The organism is Roseibium sp. (genome assembly GCF_039982295.1).
GTDB lineage: Bacteria > Pseudomonadota > Alphaproteobacteria > Rhizobiales > Stappiaceae > Roseibium.
This window is the reverse complement of the sequence record NZ_JBDWYP010000008.1, coordinates 1-17,600: the sequence shown is the minus strand read 5'-3', so window position 1 is coordinate 17,600 and position 17,600 is coordinate 1. Positions and strand designations below refer to the sequence as shown.

At 53.5% G+C, this 17,600-nt stretch carries 12 protein-coding genes and 1 pseudogene; 7 read left to right on the top strand and 6 right to left on the bottom strand.

What is annotated here, in order from left to right; genetic code table 11:
• Position 1: 1 nt before the first annotated feature.
• From ABJZ52_RS01210 to ABJZ52_RS01195, 4 genes are all read left to right on the top strand, one after another.
• Positions 2 to 367: a hypothetical protein gene (locus ABJZ52_RS01210; protein WP_348189827.1), complete on the top strand. Its 366-nt coding sequence runs from the start codon at positions 2 to 4 to the stop codon at positions 365 to 367.
• A gap of 239 nt (positions 368 to 606) precedes the next feature.
• Complete coding sequence (locus ABJZ52_RS01205) at positions 607 to 1,179, top strand: SH3 domain-containing protein (RefSeq protein WP_348189931.1); 573 nt, start codon at positions 607 to 609, stop codon at positions 1,177 to 1,179.
• A gap of 184 nt (positions 1,180 to 1,363) precedes the next feature.
• Entirely contained in the window at positions 1,364 to 1,855 is a 492-nt protein-coding gene (locus tag ABJZ52_RS01200; RefSeq protein WP_348189823.1) for a type III secretion system chaperone, read from the top strand.
• 1,474 nt (positions 1,856 to 3,329) lie between these two features.
• Positions 3,330 to 5,489 (top strand): SulP family inorganic anion transporter, encoded by a 2,160-nt coding sequence (locus ABJZ52_RS01195; protein WP_348189819.1) that lies wholly within the window; start codon positions 3,330 to 3,332, stop codon positions 5,487 to 5,489.
• 373 nt (positions 5,490 to 5,862) lie between these two features.
• On the opposite strand, the gene ABJZ52_RS01190 is transcribed toward ABJZ52_RS01195, so the two are convergent.
• Positions 5,863 to 6,609 (bottom strand): hypothetical protein, encoded by a 747-nt coding sequence (locus ABJZ52_RS01190; RefSeq protein WP_348189817.1) that lies wholly within the window; start codon positions 6,607 to 6,609, stop codon positions 5,863 to 5,865.
• Positions 6,610 to 6,723: 114 nt separating this feature from the next.
• A protein-coding gene (locus ABJZ52_RS01185; RefSeq protein WP_348189928.1) for an IS630 family transposase occupies positions 6,724 to 7,673 on the bottom strand; the annotation gives its coding sequence in 2 pieces (ribosomal slippage) (positions 6,724 to 7,331 and positions 7,331 to 7,673; 951 coding nt in all).
• 988 nt (positions 7,674 to 8,661) lie between these two features.
• Between ABJZ52_RS01185 and ABJZ52_RS01180 the strand changes: the two genes are divergently transcribed.
• Together ABJZ52_RS01180 and ABJZ52_RS01175 are read left to right on the top strand one after the other, a co-directional pair.
• Complete coding sequence (locus tag ABJZ52_RS01180) at positions 8,662 to 11,598, top strand: hypothetical protein (protein ID WP_348189926.1); 2,937 nt, start codon at positions 8,662 to 8,664, stop codon at positions 11,596 to 11,598.
• A gap of 729 nt (positions 11,599 to 12,327) precedes the next feature.
• Positions 12,328 to 13,404 carry a helix-turn-helix domain-containing protein gene (locus ABJZ52_RS01175; RefSeq protein ID WP_348194771.1) on the top strand — a complete coding sequence of 359 codons (1,077 nt, stop codon included), beginning with the start codon at positions 12,328 to 12,330 and terminating at the stop codon, positions 13,402 to 13,404.
• Between the two features lie 1,295 nt (positions 13,405 to 14,699).
• Here the strand turns inward: ABJZ52_RS01175 and ABJZ52_RS01170 are convergent.
• From ABJZ52_RS01170 to ABJZ52_RS01155, 4 genes are all read right to left on the bottom strand, one after another.
• On the bottom strand, positions 14,700 to 15,080 hold the full coding sequence (locus ABJZ52_RS01170) for a transposase (RefSeq protein ID WP_348207920.1): 381 nt from the start codon (positions 15,078 to 15,080) through the stop codon (positions 14,700 to 14,702).
• Between the two features lie 49 nt (positions 15,081 to 15,129).
• Entirely contained in the window at positions 15,130 to 15,420 is a 291-nt protein-coding gene (locus tag ABJZ52_RS01165) for a hypothetical protein (RefSeq protein WP_348189920.1), read from the bottom strand.
• A gap of 9 nt (positions 15,421 to 15,429) precedes the next feature.
• Complete coding sequence (locus ABJZ52_RS01160; protein WP_348189918.1) at positions 15,430 to 15,786, bottom strand: transposase; 357 nt, start codon at positions 15,784 to 15,786, stop codon at positions 15,430 to 15,432.
• A gap of 69 nt (positions 15,787 to 15,855) precedes the next feature.
• Positions 15,856 to 16,839, bottom strand: a complete 984-nt coding sequence (locus ABJZ52_RS01155) for a putative adhesin (RefSeq protein ID WP_348189916.1) — start codon at positions 16,837 to 16,839, stop codon at positions 15,856 to 15,858.
• Between the two features lie 417 nt (positions 16,840 to 17,256).
• Between ABJZ52_RS01155 and ABJZ52_RS01150 the strand changes: the two are divergent.
• Positions 17,257 to 17,600: pseudogene (locus tag ABJZ52_RS01150) on the top strand (IS6 family transposase); the annotation flags it as partial.

Below are 17,600 nucleotides of genomic sequence, written 5' to 3'. Positions count from 1 at the left end.
CATGCTTGTGCAGCAAAACGTGCTGTCCAAAAGACAGGTCGACTACATCACGTTGCTGATCTTTCTGCTGGCGCGGCACGGCAAGATCGACCGTGCCGAGGTTCTGGTGGACGCTCTTTTCGCGCTTGGTGTGAGGGGGGAAAAAACGCTTGTCGCTCGTGTGATCCTGAAGTTTCTCTCTGCGAATTACCAGGAAGCGCTCCTGGAGCTCGAGGATGTAGAGGGCGGGCTTCTCCCACGAATGGAGTCGGCAAAACGAAATGAGCTGCGCCGGACGCTGATCTATATCCGGGCACGGTGTTGTTGCGAGTTGGATCGCAGATCAGAAGGCGAGAGGATTGCACGTAGATTGTTGGCTGAGCAGTGATTTAGCATTTTTCAAGTTCTTGCTTTTGCGGGGTTCCTGCCGGGAAGTTCAGCCGGGATACATTTCGAAACAAAAAGATATTCGGGAGTGAGTGAGCGGACATGTGGCGACGCTTAAAATGACTAAATTCTAGCCTGATATGCGCCTTGGATCTGGGCAGTTAGAAGGCAAGAGTTGCTGCCGAACACAACTTGACGCGGTGGTTTTTCGTGGGGGCCTTGCAACTGGAGTTTTGAGAATTGAGATACATTAGAAACTTTGTAGTGGCCGCGGGCACGTTGATGCTTGCAGGCTTGGCTGGAGCGGCCCCGGCAATCTCGGCGACACCGAGCGCGGTGACAGTGGCGAATTTGAACATGCGTGCCGGACCTGGTACGGCGTTCCCTGTAGTTCAGGTGCTTCCGGTGCGTGCGGGTGTGGCCATTTATGGCTGCAACGTCGGAACGAGCTGGTGTGATGTCGGCTTTGGACGCGACCGAGGTTGGGTTTCGGCCAATTATCTGCAGGTCGTTTACGGTGGTCGCCCTGTCGTTGTGAACGCGGCGCTGGCGCCGGTCATCGGGCTGACAGTGGTTACATTCAATAAGAACTACTGGAATGTTCATTACCATGGGCGCCCATGGCACGGGTATTGGCATCAGTACTCGCGTTTCGCGGCCGGAGGTTGCGGTGATCGTGGCTGTGCTGGGGTTGCGGTTGGGCCTCGAAGAGCTGCCGTCGGTGGCTGCAAAGACGGCAAGTGCAAGGGCGTTGTCGTGAGGCGGACGCCAAATGGTCCGATCGTTCGCAAACGAGTCGTCTCGAGGCCGTAAGCACCTGCCTCGCGAGATGTGTCCGAAGAGCCAATCGGCTCTTCGGAATTCCGGAGACGCAACCGGCCATGCGTGGTCGGGTCCGTGAATGAAAAATTGTCTTGCCTGCCCCCTCTGAAATCGCGCGGGCCAGGGGCCAGGCAGACAGACTTCCAAATCAATTGTTCAACAGAAGGATCGCGTGATGCAAAATGAAATTGAAACGCGTCGCTTGGCTGACGAATTGATCGCCGGCTTCGGACGTGTAGTCGGGATCGAGGAAGTGGCTTTTGACGACCAGGGACGATGCGATCTGTCGTTCGACGATCAGCCGATGGCAATCTGTGTCGATGCGACGATGGGTCACCTGCACCTTGAAGCGCCGATTCTCGAAATTCCCGTCAGCCCTAGTTCGGATTTCTATCAGCGCATCCTTTCCGATAACCTTGTCTCATTTTCGAACGGTGTAGGATGTCTTGCGGTGAGTCAGGAAGACAATTGGGTCCTTTGGCTTGACCGGACGCCGATCAAGGATCTTTCGCAAAGCGCCTTCGAGGATTGGCTCGCGAAAGGAATTGAGCGGGCAGAGTTCTGGTCCAAAGAAATACAGGGCTGGGTGAATTCGGCTACCCCGTCTATGCCGGTCGAACAGGCCCCGATGCAGGTGGTTCAGCCCGAAGTGGTCTTCAGGCCTTAATCCGGCTGCTTTGGCTGGGACGACATCGGCATTGGGGAGCAAACGGAATCAGGTGACTGGTAACTGAAGGTCGCCTGAAGTCCTTTTTTGCGTGCCAAAGAGACTGCCAAGACTCGTACAGCTCAACTAATGCGCTGAATCGGTTCCGCGTTGGTCCGAAGACAGTTCCTGCAGGTTATCAGTCAAGCCGGAAAGTTGTTTCCGGTTTCATGGATCGCATTCGGAAATTTTGCGAGAACCCCGACTCCTTCAACGTCGTACAGTGGTCTCAGTGATCCCGGCTGGTGTCGCTAGTCACAGCGTTTCAGGACAGCGCATGAAATATTGAGCATGTCGTCGAAAATGCCCAACCGGACACTCGGTGCAACGTTGTCGGTAAGCAGCTATGAGCTATCCAAAGGGCAGGTTTATCTGCTCGCTGACGTTGTTGCCTAGCGCTCTTGTTGTTTACACCGACGCGCGCAACCGAAATGCTTGAGGGCGCAAGGGTCTTCGTCTTTCGAGTCGCTACTCCCGTCTTGTCGACGGCGTGTTTGCGATCTAGACAGCCCCATCCGAGCAGGATTCCTCCCAGCTGCTCCGGGGCTTTTGCGATGGGTGGAAGCGTATAGCTTCCACCCATCAAGAAATCCGAGTGTGTAGCTGAAACAGAACGTATCGGAGGGAGAACTTTCTCCGGTAAAAATATATTCTGACAAAACGAACACTAGCCGAAAAGAAATGATTGATGGAAGAAAAAAGAATAACAGCGCTGGACACGCTGAAAATGTTTACTGTGATTCTATTGGGTTTCGTTTCGTTTACGGCGTTTATCTTCCTGTCGACCTATTTGTTTTACGGCGAGGACGTCTGGGTCGCCACTCATCGAGTGTTTTGGGATTGAGTCCAACCCGTATTCTTCTGGAGGGGATGATCAATCACAACGAGGATCTGTCCGAGGCTGGGAACTGTATGCGCTCGTTACAGGCAGCATATTCCTGTGGGGTTTTTACTTGTTGAAGTCGGTATTGAGTTTCCGCGACGGCCGTTCCGGATCGCTGTGCATCTTCGGTGACCTAACGGTGCTGCCTTGCTCCGATTTTCCATCAAGTATCGCCGGGGTGCCATGGCGCGACATGGATCCAGTTTGCCGGGCCGGCAGAGTTCAACCCATGGACCTTGGCAACGAGGTTGAGCAAGGCGCACCCGTTCGTTCCGGTTGATCCGCCAGGTGAGATTTTACCAATGTCGGCGATTGCGAGATGACGAGACATGTCGCTGATACCTTGATATCGACCCGGGAAAGCTGCAGCTCCCTTTCAGAAACAACAGGCTCATCGGAAAGACTCGATTTTGGGTGATTGATGTGCGAGCGTCTAGATTCTAAATGTCCGAAACTGGAACCTTCGGTCGCTCCGGTTCAAACCTATTCCCGACGTTCCGTGACCGAAGTTGACCGGTGCGAGCAAAACTTCTGACGGCAAGGAGCCTTTTCGTGCAGCAAGCGTTTCAGACTTTCGTTGGTGCGGTTTTCTCCGGGTTGGTGACGGCTGTGTTCGCGATTTCCTTTGCGGCGATTATTTACGCTGGCGATCTTTCCGCTTTTCTCGACAGGGGGATTGCACTGACCTTGGTTGGTTGCATTGTTTTGGCTATTGTGGGAATTTTCACGCTTTCGTTTCGGGGATCGATACTGAGCGCACAGGATGTCCCCGCGCTGATTCTTGCAAGCGCTGCGGCGACGTCAATCGGCACCTTCGGTCTGACAGGAGAGGAGGCTTTCGCCTCGACGGCTGCGCTGGTGGCAACCGCATCCGTCGCGACCGGCCTGGCGGGCGTGTTGGTAGGCAGACTGAAGCTGGCCTATCTCGCACGTTTCGTGCCCTACCCCGTGCTGGCGGGGTTTCTGTCCGCGACCGGGCTACTGCTGGTCATAGGGGGACTGAATATAGCCATCGAGGCGCGTGACAGCAGTATAGGTATCGCTGGACTGTTTGACCCATCATTATTGCAAAACTGGATGCTCCCGTTCGTTGCCGCTGTCCTGATCCTCGTCTGCACACGTTTTTTCAAGAGCCGGTTTCTGCTTCCGCTGTCTCTCATCGCGACAGCTCTCGTTCACTACGGTATGTTTTGGGCGATGGACATGACCTTAGAGGAGGCCCGTGCATCTGGGTTCCTTCTGGGACCTTTCGACCAGGATGGCTTTTTCTCGAAAATCGATCTGTCGACGGCAACGCACGCAAACTGGTATGCTGTTTTTGCCCAAGCGCCCGTGATTCTAACCATTGTGGTCAGTTGTTTGATTGGGGCTACGTTGAATGCTTCCGGCCTGGAGCTGGCCTTTGGGAAGGATTTCGACGTCAATCGCGAAATTTCGGGAGTGGGGCTTGCCAATTTCCTTGGCGGCCTGGTTGGAAGCATACCCGGCTATCATTCGCTGAGCGACACGGTTTTGGCGAACAAACTCGGCTTGAACGGAGCATGGGTTGGTTTGAGTGGCGCTGCGGGTTGTGCTGCGGTATTGCTTTTCGGGGCCGGTGTTTTGTCATTGCTGCCGGTCGGTCTCTTTGCCGCCGTGATCCTGTTCCTGGGATTTGATCTTCTCTACACGTGGCTCTTCGAAGAGCGGCGGCGACTGAACTCGTTCGATTATTCGATCGTGCTTCTTATGACCATTGTTGCAGTGACCTACAGCTTCATGACGGCGATCGCAATCGGCCTACTGACTTCGAGTATCTTTTTCATATTCTCTTACGCAAAGCTGAACCTGATAAGATCACACAGCAATCTGACGACAAGGCGGTCCTTGATCGAACGGCCGGATCACGAGCTCCTTGTCCTGGACGAATGTGGACACAGGGCTCAGATCGTAGAGCTGTCCGGGTTCCTTTTTTTCGCCACGGCTTATTCTCTCAGGGAGAAAATCAAATCCTTACTGTCAGGGTCAGACAGGAACGTTGACTGGCTTGTTCTGGATTTCACGCACGTCAGCGGTATCGACGTGTCGACGCTTCGCATTCTGCAGCGCATCGGGGGAGACCTCTCGGCGAAAGGGACCAAACTTATTCTGACATGTATCGAAGAGCAGCTGGGTGCGCATGCGCCAGAGTTTCACGACAACCCGAACACGGTCTGTTGTGAAACTCTCAACGAGGCACTGGAAGATCTCGAAGAGACACTACTTGCTGAGACCTACGCTGAAGTCGCAGTGACGGCAGAAACCGACATTTCTTATATCGAAACCCTTATCGAAGAAAATCAGATCTCAGATTTCATCGAGACGATTGAACTGGCTGACGGCGAGACGCTTGTCGAAGCAGGGGGGCTTTCGCAGCACATCTATCTGGTTCGATCCGGAAGTCTCAGGATCCTAGTGCAAAAGGAAGGTGAGGCGCCGAAGCTCGTCGCACGTATCCGCGATGGAGGATTGGTCGGCGAGATGGCTTATTATTCCGAGGGCCGTAGATCTGCCAGCATAATATCGGAAGGCTCGTGCAACCTTGTTCAGATCGACATGAATTTCATGAAGCGTTTCGAAGAAGCCCGGCCCGGTGCAGCCTTCCAGTTCCACAAACTGGCTGCCCGCAATCTTGCGCGTAGACTGCAGCGGACAACCCGGCTTCTACACGAACTCGGGGGGCTGAAACCGTGAATGGGACCTGGAGCCCGTGTCCGGTTGCCGGGATGAGGCTCCGAAGTCTCTTTGTTAAAATCGTCCGCAGAATAACGCCGGAGATGGTGTTCGGCGTCCTGTAGCAACGTGGTCAAGCTTCTATCTCAGGCACCGATCTTCACTCTGCTCGCGTGATCGCTAATGTACATCACACCGTGATAGCTTCCCGGCTTGTGGACTTGCCCTTGCACTGACAAATGTAGACTAACATGTTTGTATCAGAAACAATTTCGACCGCCTGATCTTCAACGAACGGCAAAACGCCGTGGGATGTGTCCGCCTTAAGGGCGGTCAAACAACAAATACCCGACCCAGAGATATCTGGACCGGGCAAAAAGGTTGTCCTTAGGGCTCAAAGCTGTTCAAAATCAAAAAGATATAGGTTTTTTGGCCGCAGCAGCTTCTCCCCATCGCGTCGTACTTCAATGTTGTGCTTCCAAGCGCGCTTTACTAAACTTACAAGATTGGCACTCAATTCTGTTTGGTATTTACCTGACCTTTCATCGCCAACGATTTTTGTTTTGATCCCCAGCTTGTCAAAATCTCCGTTTTTTTCTACTTCAATAAAGCCTTTGTCGACCTTCACCTTAACGTACGTCCTGACAATCGGCCTTTCATTTCGGGATATATCAATCAGTTCGCCCAGATAAATCGCCGGGTCGGAAAGTAGTTCACGAAGACCATCCCTGCCATTTTCTGCGAATTGACCGCCGTTATCTTCCCATTTGTCTATAGTTTTGATCGCATATTTTTTTATCTTTAAATTTGCTTTTGTTATGTATTTTGTAACATCTTGACCGAGTATGTTCTCTTGCCGCAGATTATAAATGTAACCCATAAGGTTTGATTTCTTCTTAAGTATCTCGAGGATATTGACTCTATACTCATCTTCGATCGTGTATAGGTTATCTTGGAGTTTTGCTTCGACCTTTTGCCTCGTTGACGTAAACAGGTGCCTGGAAACCGGATTCGAGAGTCGCATTGCAACTCGATTGCGGAAGGAGGTTTTTCCTTTTACATTCAATGGGAGAGAAGCGTTGAGTTCTTCTGCTTTAGTCTTAAAAACGGTTTGGCTGCTCGCAACGTTAGGTAACTTCATGTTCGAAGCAAATCCTCTTTTTGTTGTTTTGATGTGAAGTAAATTTGTTTTTAATTTGTAGATGAGTGCGTCTTATCTTGTGGTGCTTTTTGGTACATTTAGAGCATTTCCCACTTACTCCGGTTCATATCCGGCCGCAGCGAAGTAGTTTCTCGCCTCTGAGGGAGTGACTGCGTCGATTGCCGTTGCAGTCGCATCCCATAGATCCTCGACGGTTCTGGCAGCGGCTTTTTTGAGGAGGGCCTTGATCTTTGAGAAGGCCATCTCGATCGGATTGAAGTCGGGGCTGTAGGGCGGCAGGAAGAACAACCCGGCGCCTGTACCTTCGATCGCGTGGGGGATCGCAGCGGGCTTGTGGGCAGGCAGGTTGTCCATGACAACGATATCTCCCGGCGTCAGCGTCGGAGCCAGGACTTGCTCGACATAGGCCAAGAATGCGGCTCCATTCATGGCCCCACCGAGTGTCATGGGAGCAGTGATGCCCGACAACCGCAAGGCACCGACGAAGGTTGTCGTCTTCCAGTGGCCGTGCGGAACCGGCGCACGACACCGTTCACCGCGCGGTGAGCGCCCGCGAAGCCGGGCCATCTTGGTCGAGACACCCGTCTCGTCGATGAACACCAGACGCTCCGGGTCGAGATCGGGCTGAGCCTCGAACCACCTCTCCCGCCGGCGCTTCACATCGGCGCGTTCCTGTTCGCTGGCGTGCGCTGTCTTTTTTTGAACGTGATGGCATTGCGAGCCAGGAAGCGATCAACAGAACTGGTCGATGTTCTCAGGCCGAATGTCTCGTGTAGATGGTTCACGATCTCCACGAGTGTGATGTCCGGCCTTGCCTCTACCAGCTCAAGGATCCCATCGCGAAGCGCCTCAAGCGGACTGCGCGGCGAACGAGGACCCATCTTCTCGGGCTCGAGGCGACCGGTTCGCCGATACCGCTCGACCCAGCGGATTGCCGTCGCTTCCCCAACGCCGAACCGCTCTGCCGCAGCCCGACGGGACATGCCGCCGTCAACCGCATCAATCAAACGCTTGCGCAAGTCAATCGATAGAGGTCGCGTCATGAAGGCTGGCCTCCTTGTCCAGCCCTCAGTTTGAAGCACAATTCGCCATAAAAGGGAATCCAACCCGATTCAGACTTCTTGGGAAATGCTCTAATCACAAAACCGCCTCCTAAACCGCAACACGCGCAAGGGAACCGACAGAGCAAAAGTTTGCGACAGAACCTTTCGGGAGCCATTCGCGGCACCTTGAGCGACTTGTGTTCGATCGACGAGATAGCAGAACGAATGAAGAATATCTGAGTGGCGCAATCTAAGCCTGCGTAACGCCCGTAACGCAATCAAAACATCATACGAGAAATACATCAATTCGACGGCAGGTGTATCAAATAGCACTGATTTCATCTGCGAAATGCAGACATCTTAATGCAATCCGCAAGCCAACTTTCTAACAAGTAAGCAGCGCGGTGTTGAGCCTTGCTGAGCCATGTTTCGACGATGTCTTGGGATTGCTCGCCTTCCCTGGGACGTCCTTTCTTTGTTTAGCAAGAAATACGAGCGTTTGTTTTTAAAAGGAATGACGCATACGCGCACGTACATACAGTGTCTAAATCGATTAGTCTTACCTTAAGATGCCTGTTCGGGCGTCTCATGCTCCCAGCCAACTGACGGTTTTCTGCGCGGTCCGTTCAAATCAGGCGCTGACAGGAAAGTGTACAGTCGTTGCGGAACAGCACGGTGAGCCGGTCGTGAAATCCGAATGGCGGATGTTATAATTGGGTGCATCAAAATGAAATTGGACATAGGTCAAGCCCAGTCTCAAAACCTTCATCATACGAAGGGGGGCGATGCTGAGGTCACCGCGCAGAACAAGTCTTCGGGTTTCTGGAGAGGGCGGTCCGTTTTTTCGGGTCCGAAAGGCCCGCGTGTGCTGAATGACAATGCCGGAAGGAATGCAGCAGTACACAGACGCGCCTCTTCCGAGAAAGCGCCAGTCGACGCACAAGATATCGCCAAGATGCGTTGCGGTGCTGCCCTGGATGCGAAGCACATGATCAAATGTGCGCCGTCTGATGAGGCGCGGGGAAACCTCGAAGCAGTGAGGACCTTCTCCAAAGGCGTGGATAGATCGGCAATCTATTTGAAAGAAAATGGACCAAATGACAATCCCATTCAGCATGGCGAGGCAGCGCCATGCTTCGACACGGATGCTGCCAGCCAAAGGAGCAAGCAAGTAGATTTCGGCACGCTGTTCGCGCGATTGCCGGAACCCGCTGGCTGGCGCTGGTGGTGGGCAGGACTTTTTGCTTCCGGCAAAAGGAACACAGGTGCTGTGTCCCCCGAGGTCGCCAGCAAGGGGCATTGGTTTTCTAGAAAATCGGCTTCTGTTTCGAGCTGGTGGAAGGCCCACATTTCGTTCGGGCTTTTCGGCAAAGGGCGTGGACATAACTTTCATGCTGTCAGGAGCGCTCTTGCGGAGAAGGCCTGGTTCGAAGCTCAATTTCGTCTTTCCGGTGGAACGCATCCGACAGAAGCGACCGAGTTAGTCCCCGCACTCTCCGAAGGTGGGCAAACTGGAGTCCAGGGTTTTCACCCAGAGGAAACTGCGGTTGCCTTAGACGACGGGTTGCCCCTGGCTGGCAGCGAGCCCCCCCTAACGCGGCACATCGCGAGCATCCACGGCGACATGCTTGCGACACTCGATCATATCGAAGCGCTCCATGATGCGGATCCCGATCTTCTTGGACGCAGGGAGACCTGGCTTTCGTATTCGTTGAAGGGCGTCCGACGTTTGGCAAGCTATGTCATTCCGGCGGTTCTACCACTCTTTGATACTTTCGGACGCTACGCGGATTTGCTGGATTCGGCTCCGACCCGCCCTGGCCAGCGAGATGCTTCCTCGCTTAGACGGTTCCTGGGTTTGCAGCCGAAAGAGCTCAATCTCCTCGAAGATCTCTTGGCTAGGTCGAACGCGCTGGCTCGTGTTCACGGGCACGGAGAAGAAGCATCAACGGCGCAGGTCGTGAAGAAGCTGGAAGGCCTGATCTCGAAGGGCGCGGTCCTGAGCTTGCGATCCTATGACGCGAGCGCTCTCGTCGCTCAGTTGACGATGGATCAATCTACGCTCGAAAGGCTTGCCGCATTGCCGGACAATTCGGACGGATCCGTTGTCGAGCAAATTCTCGGAGACAGGACGAAAAGCAGGCTCCAGCAACTGCGAGGCAAGGGTTTTGCGAGCATGGCCGAAATCGACCACGTTTTTCGCAGCATCTCCTATCTGACGCACGGCCTATCGAATCCGAAGCACAAACTGAACAAGATTCTCGCGGACAGCGCCGGTGTCGGCCCGGAAAACGTCGCCAGCACCTATGCGCATCTGATCGCCAATCTGAAGGCAGGCGAGCAGATCACAATCGATGCCGGATGGGGCCGCGGTTTCACGCTCCAGTGGATCGTCCTCGGCCTCAAAAAGGCCGGTTTCTTCGGCGCGACCACATATGTCGGTCTCGATCAGAACTTCGATTACTCGTTAACCTTCAAGAATGTGAATGGGTCCATCGAGGTGGGTTTCGGCCGACGGGAGACGAAGGGTATTGATGCCGGAGCCAGCGCGTGGGTCGGCGTGGGAGTCGGGCACGAAGACGTTGGTTTTTACGCCGGGGGAACCGTCGGGCTGAACCTGCGCAAGCAATGGGGGGCCGAAGGAAGTCTTTCTCTCTCCCTCGGTTCCGCTTCGCCAGACATTCAAACAAATCTGGAGCAACTTCTTTCCGGCAAAGCCAGCGACCCTTATGAAGCACTGGGGATGGGCGATGTGACGGAGGTGGCTCATTTCAAGACTGAAGACAACAGCGCGAACCTGTCCGCCATGCCTGACGGACTTTTCAGCCACTCGGTAAACGCAAGCCCTAATCTGATCGCGCGATCGGAAGGCCAGGCCTTTATCTCACCGCTCTATTTGCGGGCAGAAGCCGAGATTATTGGTTCGAACTCGCGGCAAGGCGGCAAGTTCATGACGGCCAGCGGCGCTTATCGAACAGAGCGATCGCATGAGCTGTACTCCATTTTGACGCACAAACCGAAATGGTCTCTTGGCGTCGGCACGGCTGCGCTGCTACGCGGGAGACTCGGAAACGAGATTCCTGGAACCAGCCGCGCGACCGAGGGCCGCCTGCACGGCGGTGCCGCAACGGGTAAGATCGGGGCAGGTGTCGAAAAGCAATGGGAACGCAAAACCTGGAGCGAATATCTCTGGGGTTCCCCGAAGGCCAAGTTCAGCGTTCCCGAGCAGCAGATAGACCTGCAAGGCGATACTGTCGATATCTCCTGGACGATGACCCTGCCTCGCAAGGCAAGTGCTCTGAGATCACCCTCCTTGCGAATGCTTCCAAAAACCCGGCGGAGCAACCTTGAAGCGGCAATGCGCGATTCTATCAGTTTCACAACTCCCGAGAACAGGAAGACAATTAATGGTATGCGAAAAGGGCTCTCTCGCAGTCTGAAGGGAGACATGGAGGAACTGTCCCTGGAACAGAACTTCAAGGAACTTGAGCAACGAGCCGACTTTCTGACGTACAAGGATCGCGCTCGGTTCCGAAAGGCGCTTTTCAGGATTGAACGGAAACTGCAACGGAATGGCAAGCCCGTACCTGAGCAACTCCAAAAGCTCAAGAAGCTTACTGAAAATGCCGACGACACTCTCTGGCAAAGCAAGTACAGAAGTGATGCGATTGTCATAGATATGAAGGCTTCGAGTGAGGACCTTGCGGACTTCAAAAAGCTACCGCTTGACGACAAGGCCATTGAGACCGGGGGCTTCGGCCAGGCGCAGGCCATTAGAACAAACGAGGCGCGTAGCAAAACCACGTCGGCGAATCTGTGGATACCGTTTTTTCAATATCGCAGCAGCAGCGCCTTGACCGCGGCCAACCTCTCGACGTGGCGCGTCGCTTCGAAGGACTTCAAGGTGCAGGCCGACGCGCCATGATCAATGTGTGCAAGGCGGCACTTTGTTAGTCGTTCTGCTCCGAGACAGGAAATCGCGCTTCAGATCCGGCAGCTCCTCCTTCGCGTCCGCCTTACCTGTCAGAGACGTGTCACCCGCGGCTACGTGGCGGCCGCGTCGGTGTCGCGTGCGGTATGATGCGCGTCACAGTCGTTCACTCGTACATGGTCTAACTCCACGGTAAGGCCGATCCGTGGTCGGTTGAAGGTGACGTCTCTCTGTCTTCGGGCGCACTTGATACGCTCGAACAAAAGTCCCTGTCGGAAACTTTATACACTTGAGATGACAACGGATTTGCTTCCTCTCGCCGGATGAAACGTGCAATTTTACATGATGCGAAACTATCAATACTTCTCACATGAGTCTGCGAGGACGTCGGCGCCCGAAACGCCGACGCAGAAAACGCATGGAGCTGCAAGCGAAAGCCTTGTCCCATCGCGCAACTGCTATCTCCGACCGCTTGAACAGCCAGGATAAAGCCCGGATTGTCGGTCCTGCATCGGTGCGGCGGTTGCCGCCGTTCGTTCAGATGACAACAAGCGGCAAGTCACAACAGTCAGTCGAGCATGGCGGGCGATACCTGCCAGAACCACTGCTTCCCGATCTGGCGCAAGGCGGGCTCCCCGCGATCTTCCACCCTCGAGCGGCGAAGTCGCCGACGTGCTCGGCCAGGCTCTCTGCTGAAACAGATAAGTTTGCACGGAATCCAATATGATCGTTCAAAATCGTGAGTCCTGCGCGGCATATCAATCCGCTTCGTCACGGGAAACTTGCTCGCAAGGGCAGCGGTTAATCGCGCCAGATTATTCCTGGAACACCGCCAACCTTGCAACAAAGGAACAGCTCGAGTTCGTGCGAAACGAATTCGCGTCTTTTGGAAATATACTTCCCGCCGTGGGGAAAGATGCACGGCTCGGCTTCCGCAATTTCGGGACAGCATATATATTGGGTAAGTCTCCCTTCATTCGCTTTCAGTCGGAAGCGTTTCGGCTGCTGCCTCGATCGAAAACACACCCATCGGTTCTGGATACCACACCGTGGGCTATCACCGTTCCACTTCGTGGAACGGCAAGATACGTTTCGAACAGGTCGTGCCTGCGTCAATCTCCTGGCAAGGTTCTTATCTCGGAACCGGCCAAGAGCCTCTACGGTCGCGTAACCGATTGCGAGTTTCTCGTTCTTCTTTTAGCCGAAGAGGAAATAATGGGCCTCGACAGGTCCTTCTGTGGCTACGATGGCTGTGACAACCCTAGAACGGTTCACCCTCTGCTGGGTCATTACCTGACGGCTCTTGCCAACACAATAGAAACCATAGCAAGCGATGAGGCAGAGGCGATCGCGGACGCCACGATCTCGATCATACGAGCTTGCATATCGCAGCGGCCGATGGACATAGAAGCCGCCGAAGCGCCGATCAAAAAGTCTCGTCTCGTCGCCGCACAAAAATATATCTACGCCAACCTTAGGTCTCCGGACCTGTCATCTGATGCCGTGTCAGAGTTTCTGAACGTCTCGCGGAGAAGGCTGCACGATATTTTCGAGCAAACGGAAGGCGTTCAAACCTACATCAGGGAACAGAGACTGAAAGCGGCATTCAACCAGATAGTCTATGCTCGCGGCTCAAGATCGGTAACATCCGTGGCACGGGAGTTCCGTTTTTCGAACCTAGCCAATTTCAGCAGAGCCTTTAAGGTGCGTTTTGGTCTAACCCCTACTGAACTTGAAAACCAGGCATGCCAAGCGAAATTGTCGAACTTCGAACAGTGGACACTCGATTTGCGCTCCTAGCTCCATTGAGCCAACCAAAAGCCTTGTTCGGGCAATAAATCAACTCATTGGAAGGCTTTTTTTGGGGCTGTCGACCGGGTGTAGCTGCTTACCGACAGCTCGTGGAGCTCGCAGGATAGCTGTGTCAAGACAAAGCCACAGATCCAACTATCACTAGAGTTTGCGACAGAACCATGCAACCGCCCGGCAAAGCAATGTTCTTCAGAAGGAAGGACATGTCCGGGTAGGTCTCGGCGTCGCGGTTTGGAAATGCAGCCGAGAAGCGCCGCCAGGTCGGGCGATCCCGGCGGCGCTTCTGCTAATTTAGAACGCTTGGTAGCCTGCGATTGGCATCATCTTCTTCGTTGGGCACGCTGGTAAATCGCGAATCAAGCACGCTGGGAAATCGCCGACCCCCGGCTTCAGGCGTTTGGTCGCGCTCTACCACATCACTTTTAACGCGCCAACTGCGCTCAGTAACATTCCTGCCGTCACCTCCGCCGGGAGATGGGATTTTGCGCTTTTGATACAACGCGTTGGTTTGCGCCTCGATAAAGTTAGCAGGGATGTCAGTCTGAGAATACCCTCGTTCACGGACTAGAAGATAAGGCAGTGAGCCGTTTGCTTGTGAAGAATTTCGAACTGCCTGTGAACCCGACTGTTTAGGAATGAATTGGACCAAACGGCCACAAAACCTGATAGGGCAAGTAACGAAGCACGCTATTCCGCGGACAAATAAATTCAGCGGTACAGTCATGCAAGAAAGAGGATTGGTCATCATGCTCTCCAGCGTGCGGAACCGAAGCCTATTGAAACTGTGGATCCATCGGACTGCGTCGGTTCTTGATAAAAGTAAATTGGTTCCATGTATGCGGATCACACGCCACATTTGTATTTATGTCTGGGATACGTTCTATGTTATTCGGTACACCGGTGACCATAAAATCACGTATCGGCAATAAGATTTAGTTGGGACAGGTCGCGGGGCGCATCTCGATTTACGCTACACGGCGCGACAAGTCTAAAAATCCTGTCTGGACCTATCCCGGATTTGTACCGCTCCCTCGACTTGGCATCTTGCCACTAAGGACAATGGTCAAAGCGTCACGTCACGCAGCGGTCTGTTACCCAAACTTTCGGCGCCATGAGCGTTGAATTGCCCTGCCAGCTGGACACCCGCAAAAACCCAATAATTTTGAGTGCGGCCTGATGGTGTCCCCGCTTTTCGCGATTTGAGCGCGATTTTCCCGTGTTTTCTCTGGCTTTGTGGGCTTTTGACCCGTCAAGATGTGCTCTGCGCTCGATACCGGACCCGCCTATGCTGTGGCCCTAGCATGTTCATGGAAGATCAGACGGTCAAAGTTATATGCCAGGTTGGTCAGGGTCAGTTTCGCCACGGCTCGTGTAATGCCGGTCGTGCGGATGAACAGGCCGTAGCGGTTTTTCTGATGGGCAAAGACATGCTCCACCCGCGCGCGGACCGAAGACTTCTTCGCATCGGCGCGCGCGGTCGCCTCAGGCATGAATTTGTTCGCAGGCTTGCGCCAGGGGATGCGGCTCACCAGCATGTTGCCTGCCAGCCATTTCTCGTTTGTCTGCGAACGGTAAGCGCTGTCGGCCCGAACATCCGAGGCTGTGTTGTCCTTGGTGACGACGTGATTCAATTGCCGGCCATCGGCATCCGCAGTCGATGTCACATGGCATCCCCGGATGAAGCCAAAACGCCGGTCAATACAGATGTGACTTTTATACCCGAATACCGGCAGGGCGATCTGCGGCATCGGCGTGCCGTCTTGCCGGTAACGTAGTTTCCCGCCGATCTTCAGCGTCCAGCGTCCAGCGGGCATTGGTGTCCTTCTGTGCTGCCTTGCTGGGCTCATCCGGCCAGATCTCCTTGGCCGTCTTACACGCTTTGACCGCTTCCTTCTCGTCTTCTGTATTACGCTGCCTGGGCGCGGGAACCAGGGTCGCATCGACGATCTGGCCGGACATCGGGATAAAGCCCTTCTTCTTCAGTTGCCAGTCAAACGCTTTCATCACCTGCGGCTACGTGGCGGTCTCCGTCATCCGGTTGCGGAAGTGACGGATCTTGTTCTCAGCCGGCGTGACCCCGCCCAGTTCAAAGCCCAGGAACCGCATCCACGACAACCGGCCCCGGATCATGAACTCCATCTTGGCATCACTCAGATTGTGCTGCGCCTGAAGGGTCAGCACCTTGAACATCGAAACAGGATCGAACGGCGGGCGCCTGCCCCTGGACCCATCGCCGTAGCCCAGCCCCTCAATCAGCCAGTCACGAAAATACTCAAAATCAACCGTGGCAGACAGAACCGCAAGCGGGTCGCCGTCCTTGCTCAGACGTTCAAGATGCTCGGATAGACTGAAAAGGCTCATTGGATTCATGACCGCACCTCCATGAGGCCACTGAATCAGAAAGTGCCAATCAACGCCAGGTTTTTGCCGGCGTCCAGCTCAAGCAGATATGCCACGACAAAATTTACAAGATATTTCCAACGGATTGTTGGGGTATCTCTTGTGAAGAAGAGTATATATTTCCGAAAGTTTTATTATTACTCGTTCATCATTCCGGTCAGTAAGTTTTGGAGATACCACGATTGTGTTGGTATTCTTGGCATATTCCAAGAGTTTATCATCTGTTTGATGGATTATGGGCTTTACTTTTCGCCTCAAATCTTTCGGAACAGACTCGTCCGTGTATTTTTTACCATTATGCACAACCTGGCAAGCGGACTCTACCCCTGAAAAGGCGCTCAAAGTATAATCTAACGTTTTAACCCCGGAGGTCAATTCTTGCACTTCAACAACATCTAACTCAGTAGATGGCGTAAGTGGAGCAAATCTTAGCTTCTCACCAGATTCACAAAGGAACTTAAGCTTTAAGCCATTTTCCTTGACTGTGAACTGATTATCTTTGGTGATGCCGTGCGCTTCTATCAACACCTTAATCGGCTCGCCTTGTGCAGGCACCTTAGTTGGAATAAACAAATTTAGCTTGTTTGTCGTTTGTCTTTCGCACTCATAGGTCTTTTCAAGATTACTATGCACGCCATCGAACTGATAACCGTTAGGATACAACCTCCCGTGACGAACCGTATGTTTATCTTCATTTAATTTGATCAATATTCCCTGACTATTTCCACGAAGGTGCTCTTCGTTAATCAGAATTTTACGAAAGCCCGCCTCATCAGTTAACGCTGATAGATTTTTTAATTGATTCCGATGTTTGTTCACAATCACCATAAGGCGACCCAAGACTCGCTCTACTTCTTTCTGACGGTCAGCGCCCTGATTTGAGGAACCAAATTTGGTTGAAAAATTGCCAAACACATCTGGACGTTGGTTGAGGACGAGGCGCACAAACCCCAGCCGCGCCTTATGTGCCTGATGTGCAGAATATTTATCGCAAAACCAAGTAACAGCACGACCGCTCCACACTACACCACTAACTCCGGCGCGGAGCGGGAGCGTCGTAGAATGAACAAGAAGCCTGACGGGCAAATGGACTGATGGCAGAAGCATTCTGTAAAGCACGACCTTTCAAGCGGTTCAATCTAAGATTGTCGTTGCAATCCGATTAAATTTCGAAATCCACATTTAGCACTAGAGCAAGTATCAGGCAGTGTCTGAGCTATTTGATACACGGGGGCACATTCACCGTGTTGCATAAATCATAATCCGATACACTGCGGTCCCTTGTCGGCCCATTAACACAGTGGGGATGGTTCTGTCGCAAACTTTTGCTCTGCCGGTTCCCTTGCGCGTGTTGCGGTTTAGGAGGCGGTTCTGTGATCAGGTCTTTCCAGGTGCGTAGCGTCGATCAGTTTCAAAGACAGCCAGTTCTCGAAGGACGCGATTGTGTTCCCCGTTTTCTTCTATGTCCGCCCTGGGGTTTCCTGCCGGGATCTGGAAGAAATCATGGAAAAGCGGGGGGGGTGTAGATCACGCAGCTCTGAACCGCTGGGTCATTCGCTAAAGCCCGGCAATTGCTGCAAGGGCCAAAGCCAGAAAGCGGCCCGTGTGTTCGTCCTGGAAAATGGATGAAACCTACGTCAAGGTCAGCGGCAAATGGGTTTATCTCTACCGGGAGGTCGACAAACACGGAGATACGGTCGATTTCATGCTGTCAGAAACCCGTGATGAAGCGGCGGCAACGGCGTTCTTCAACAAGTCTATCGAGAACAATGGTTTGCCCAAGA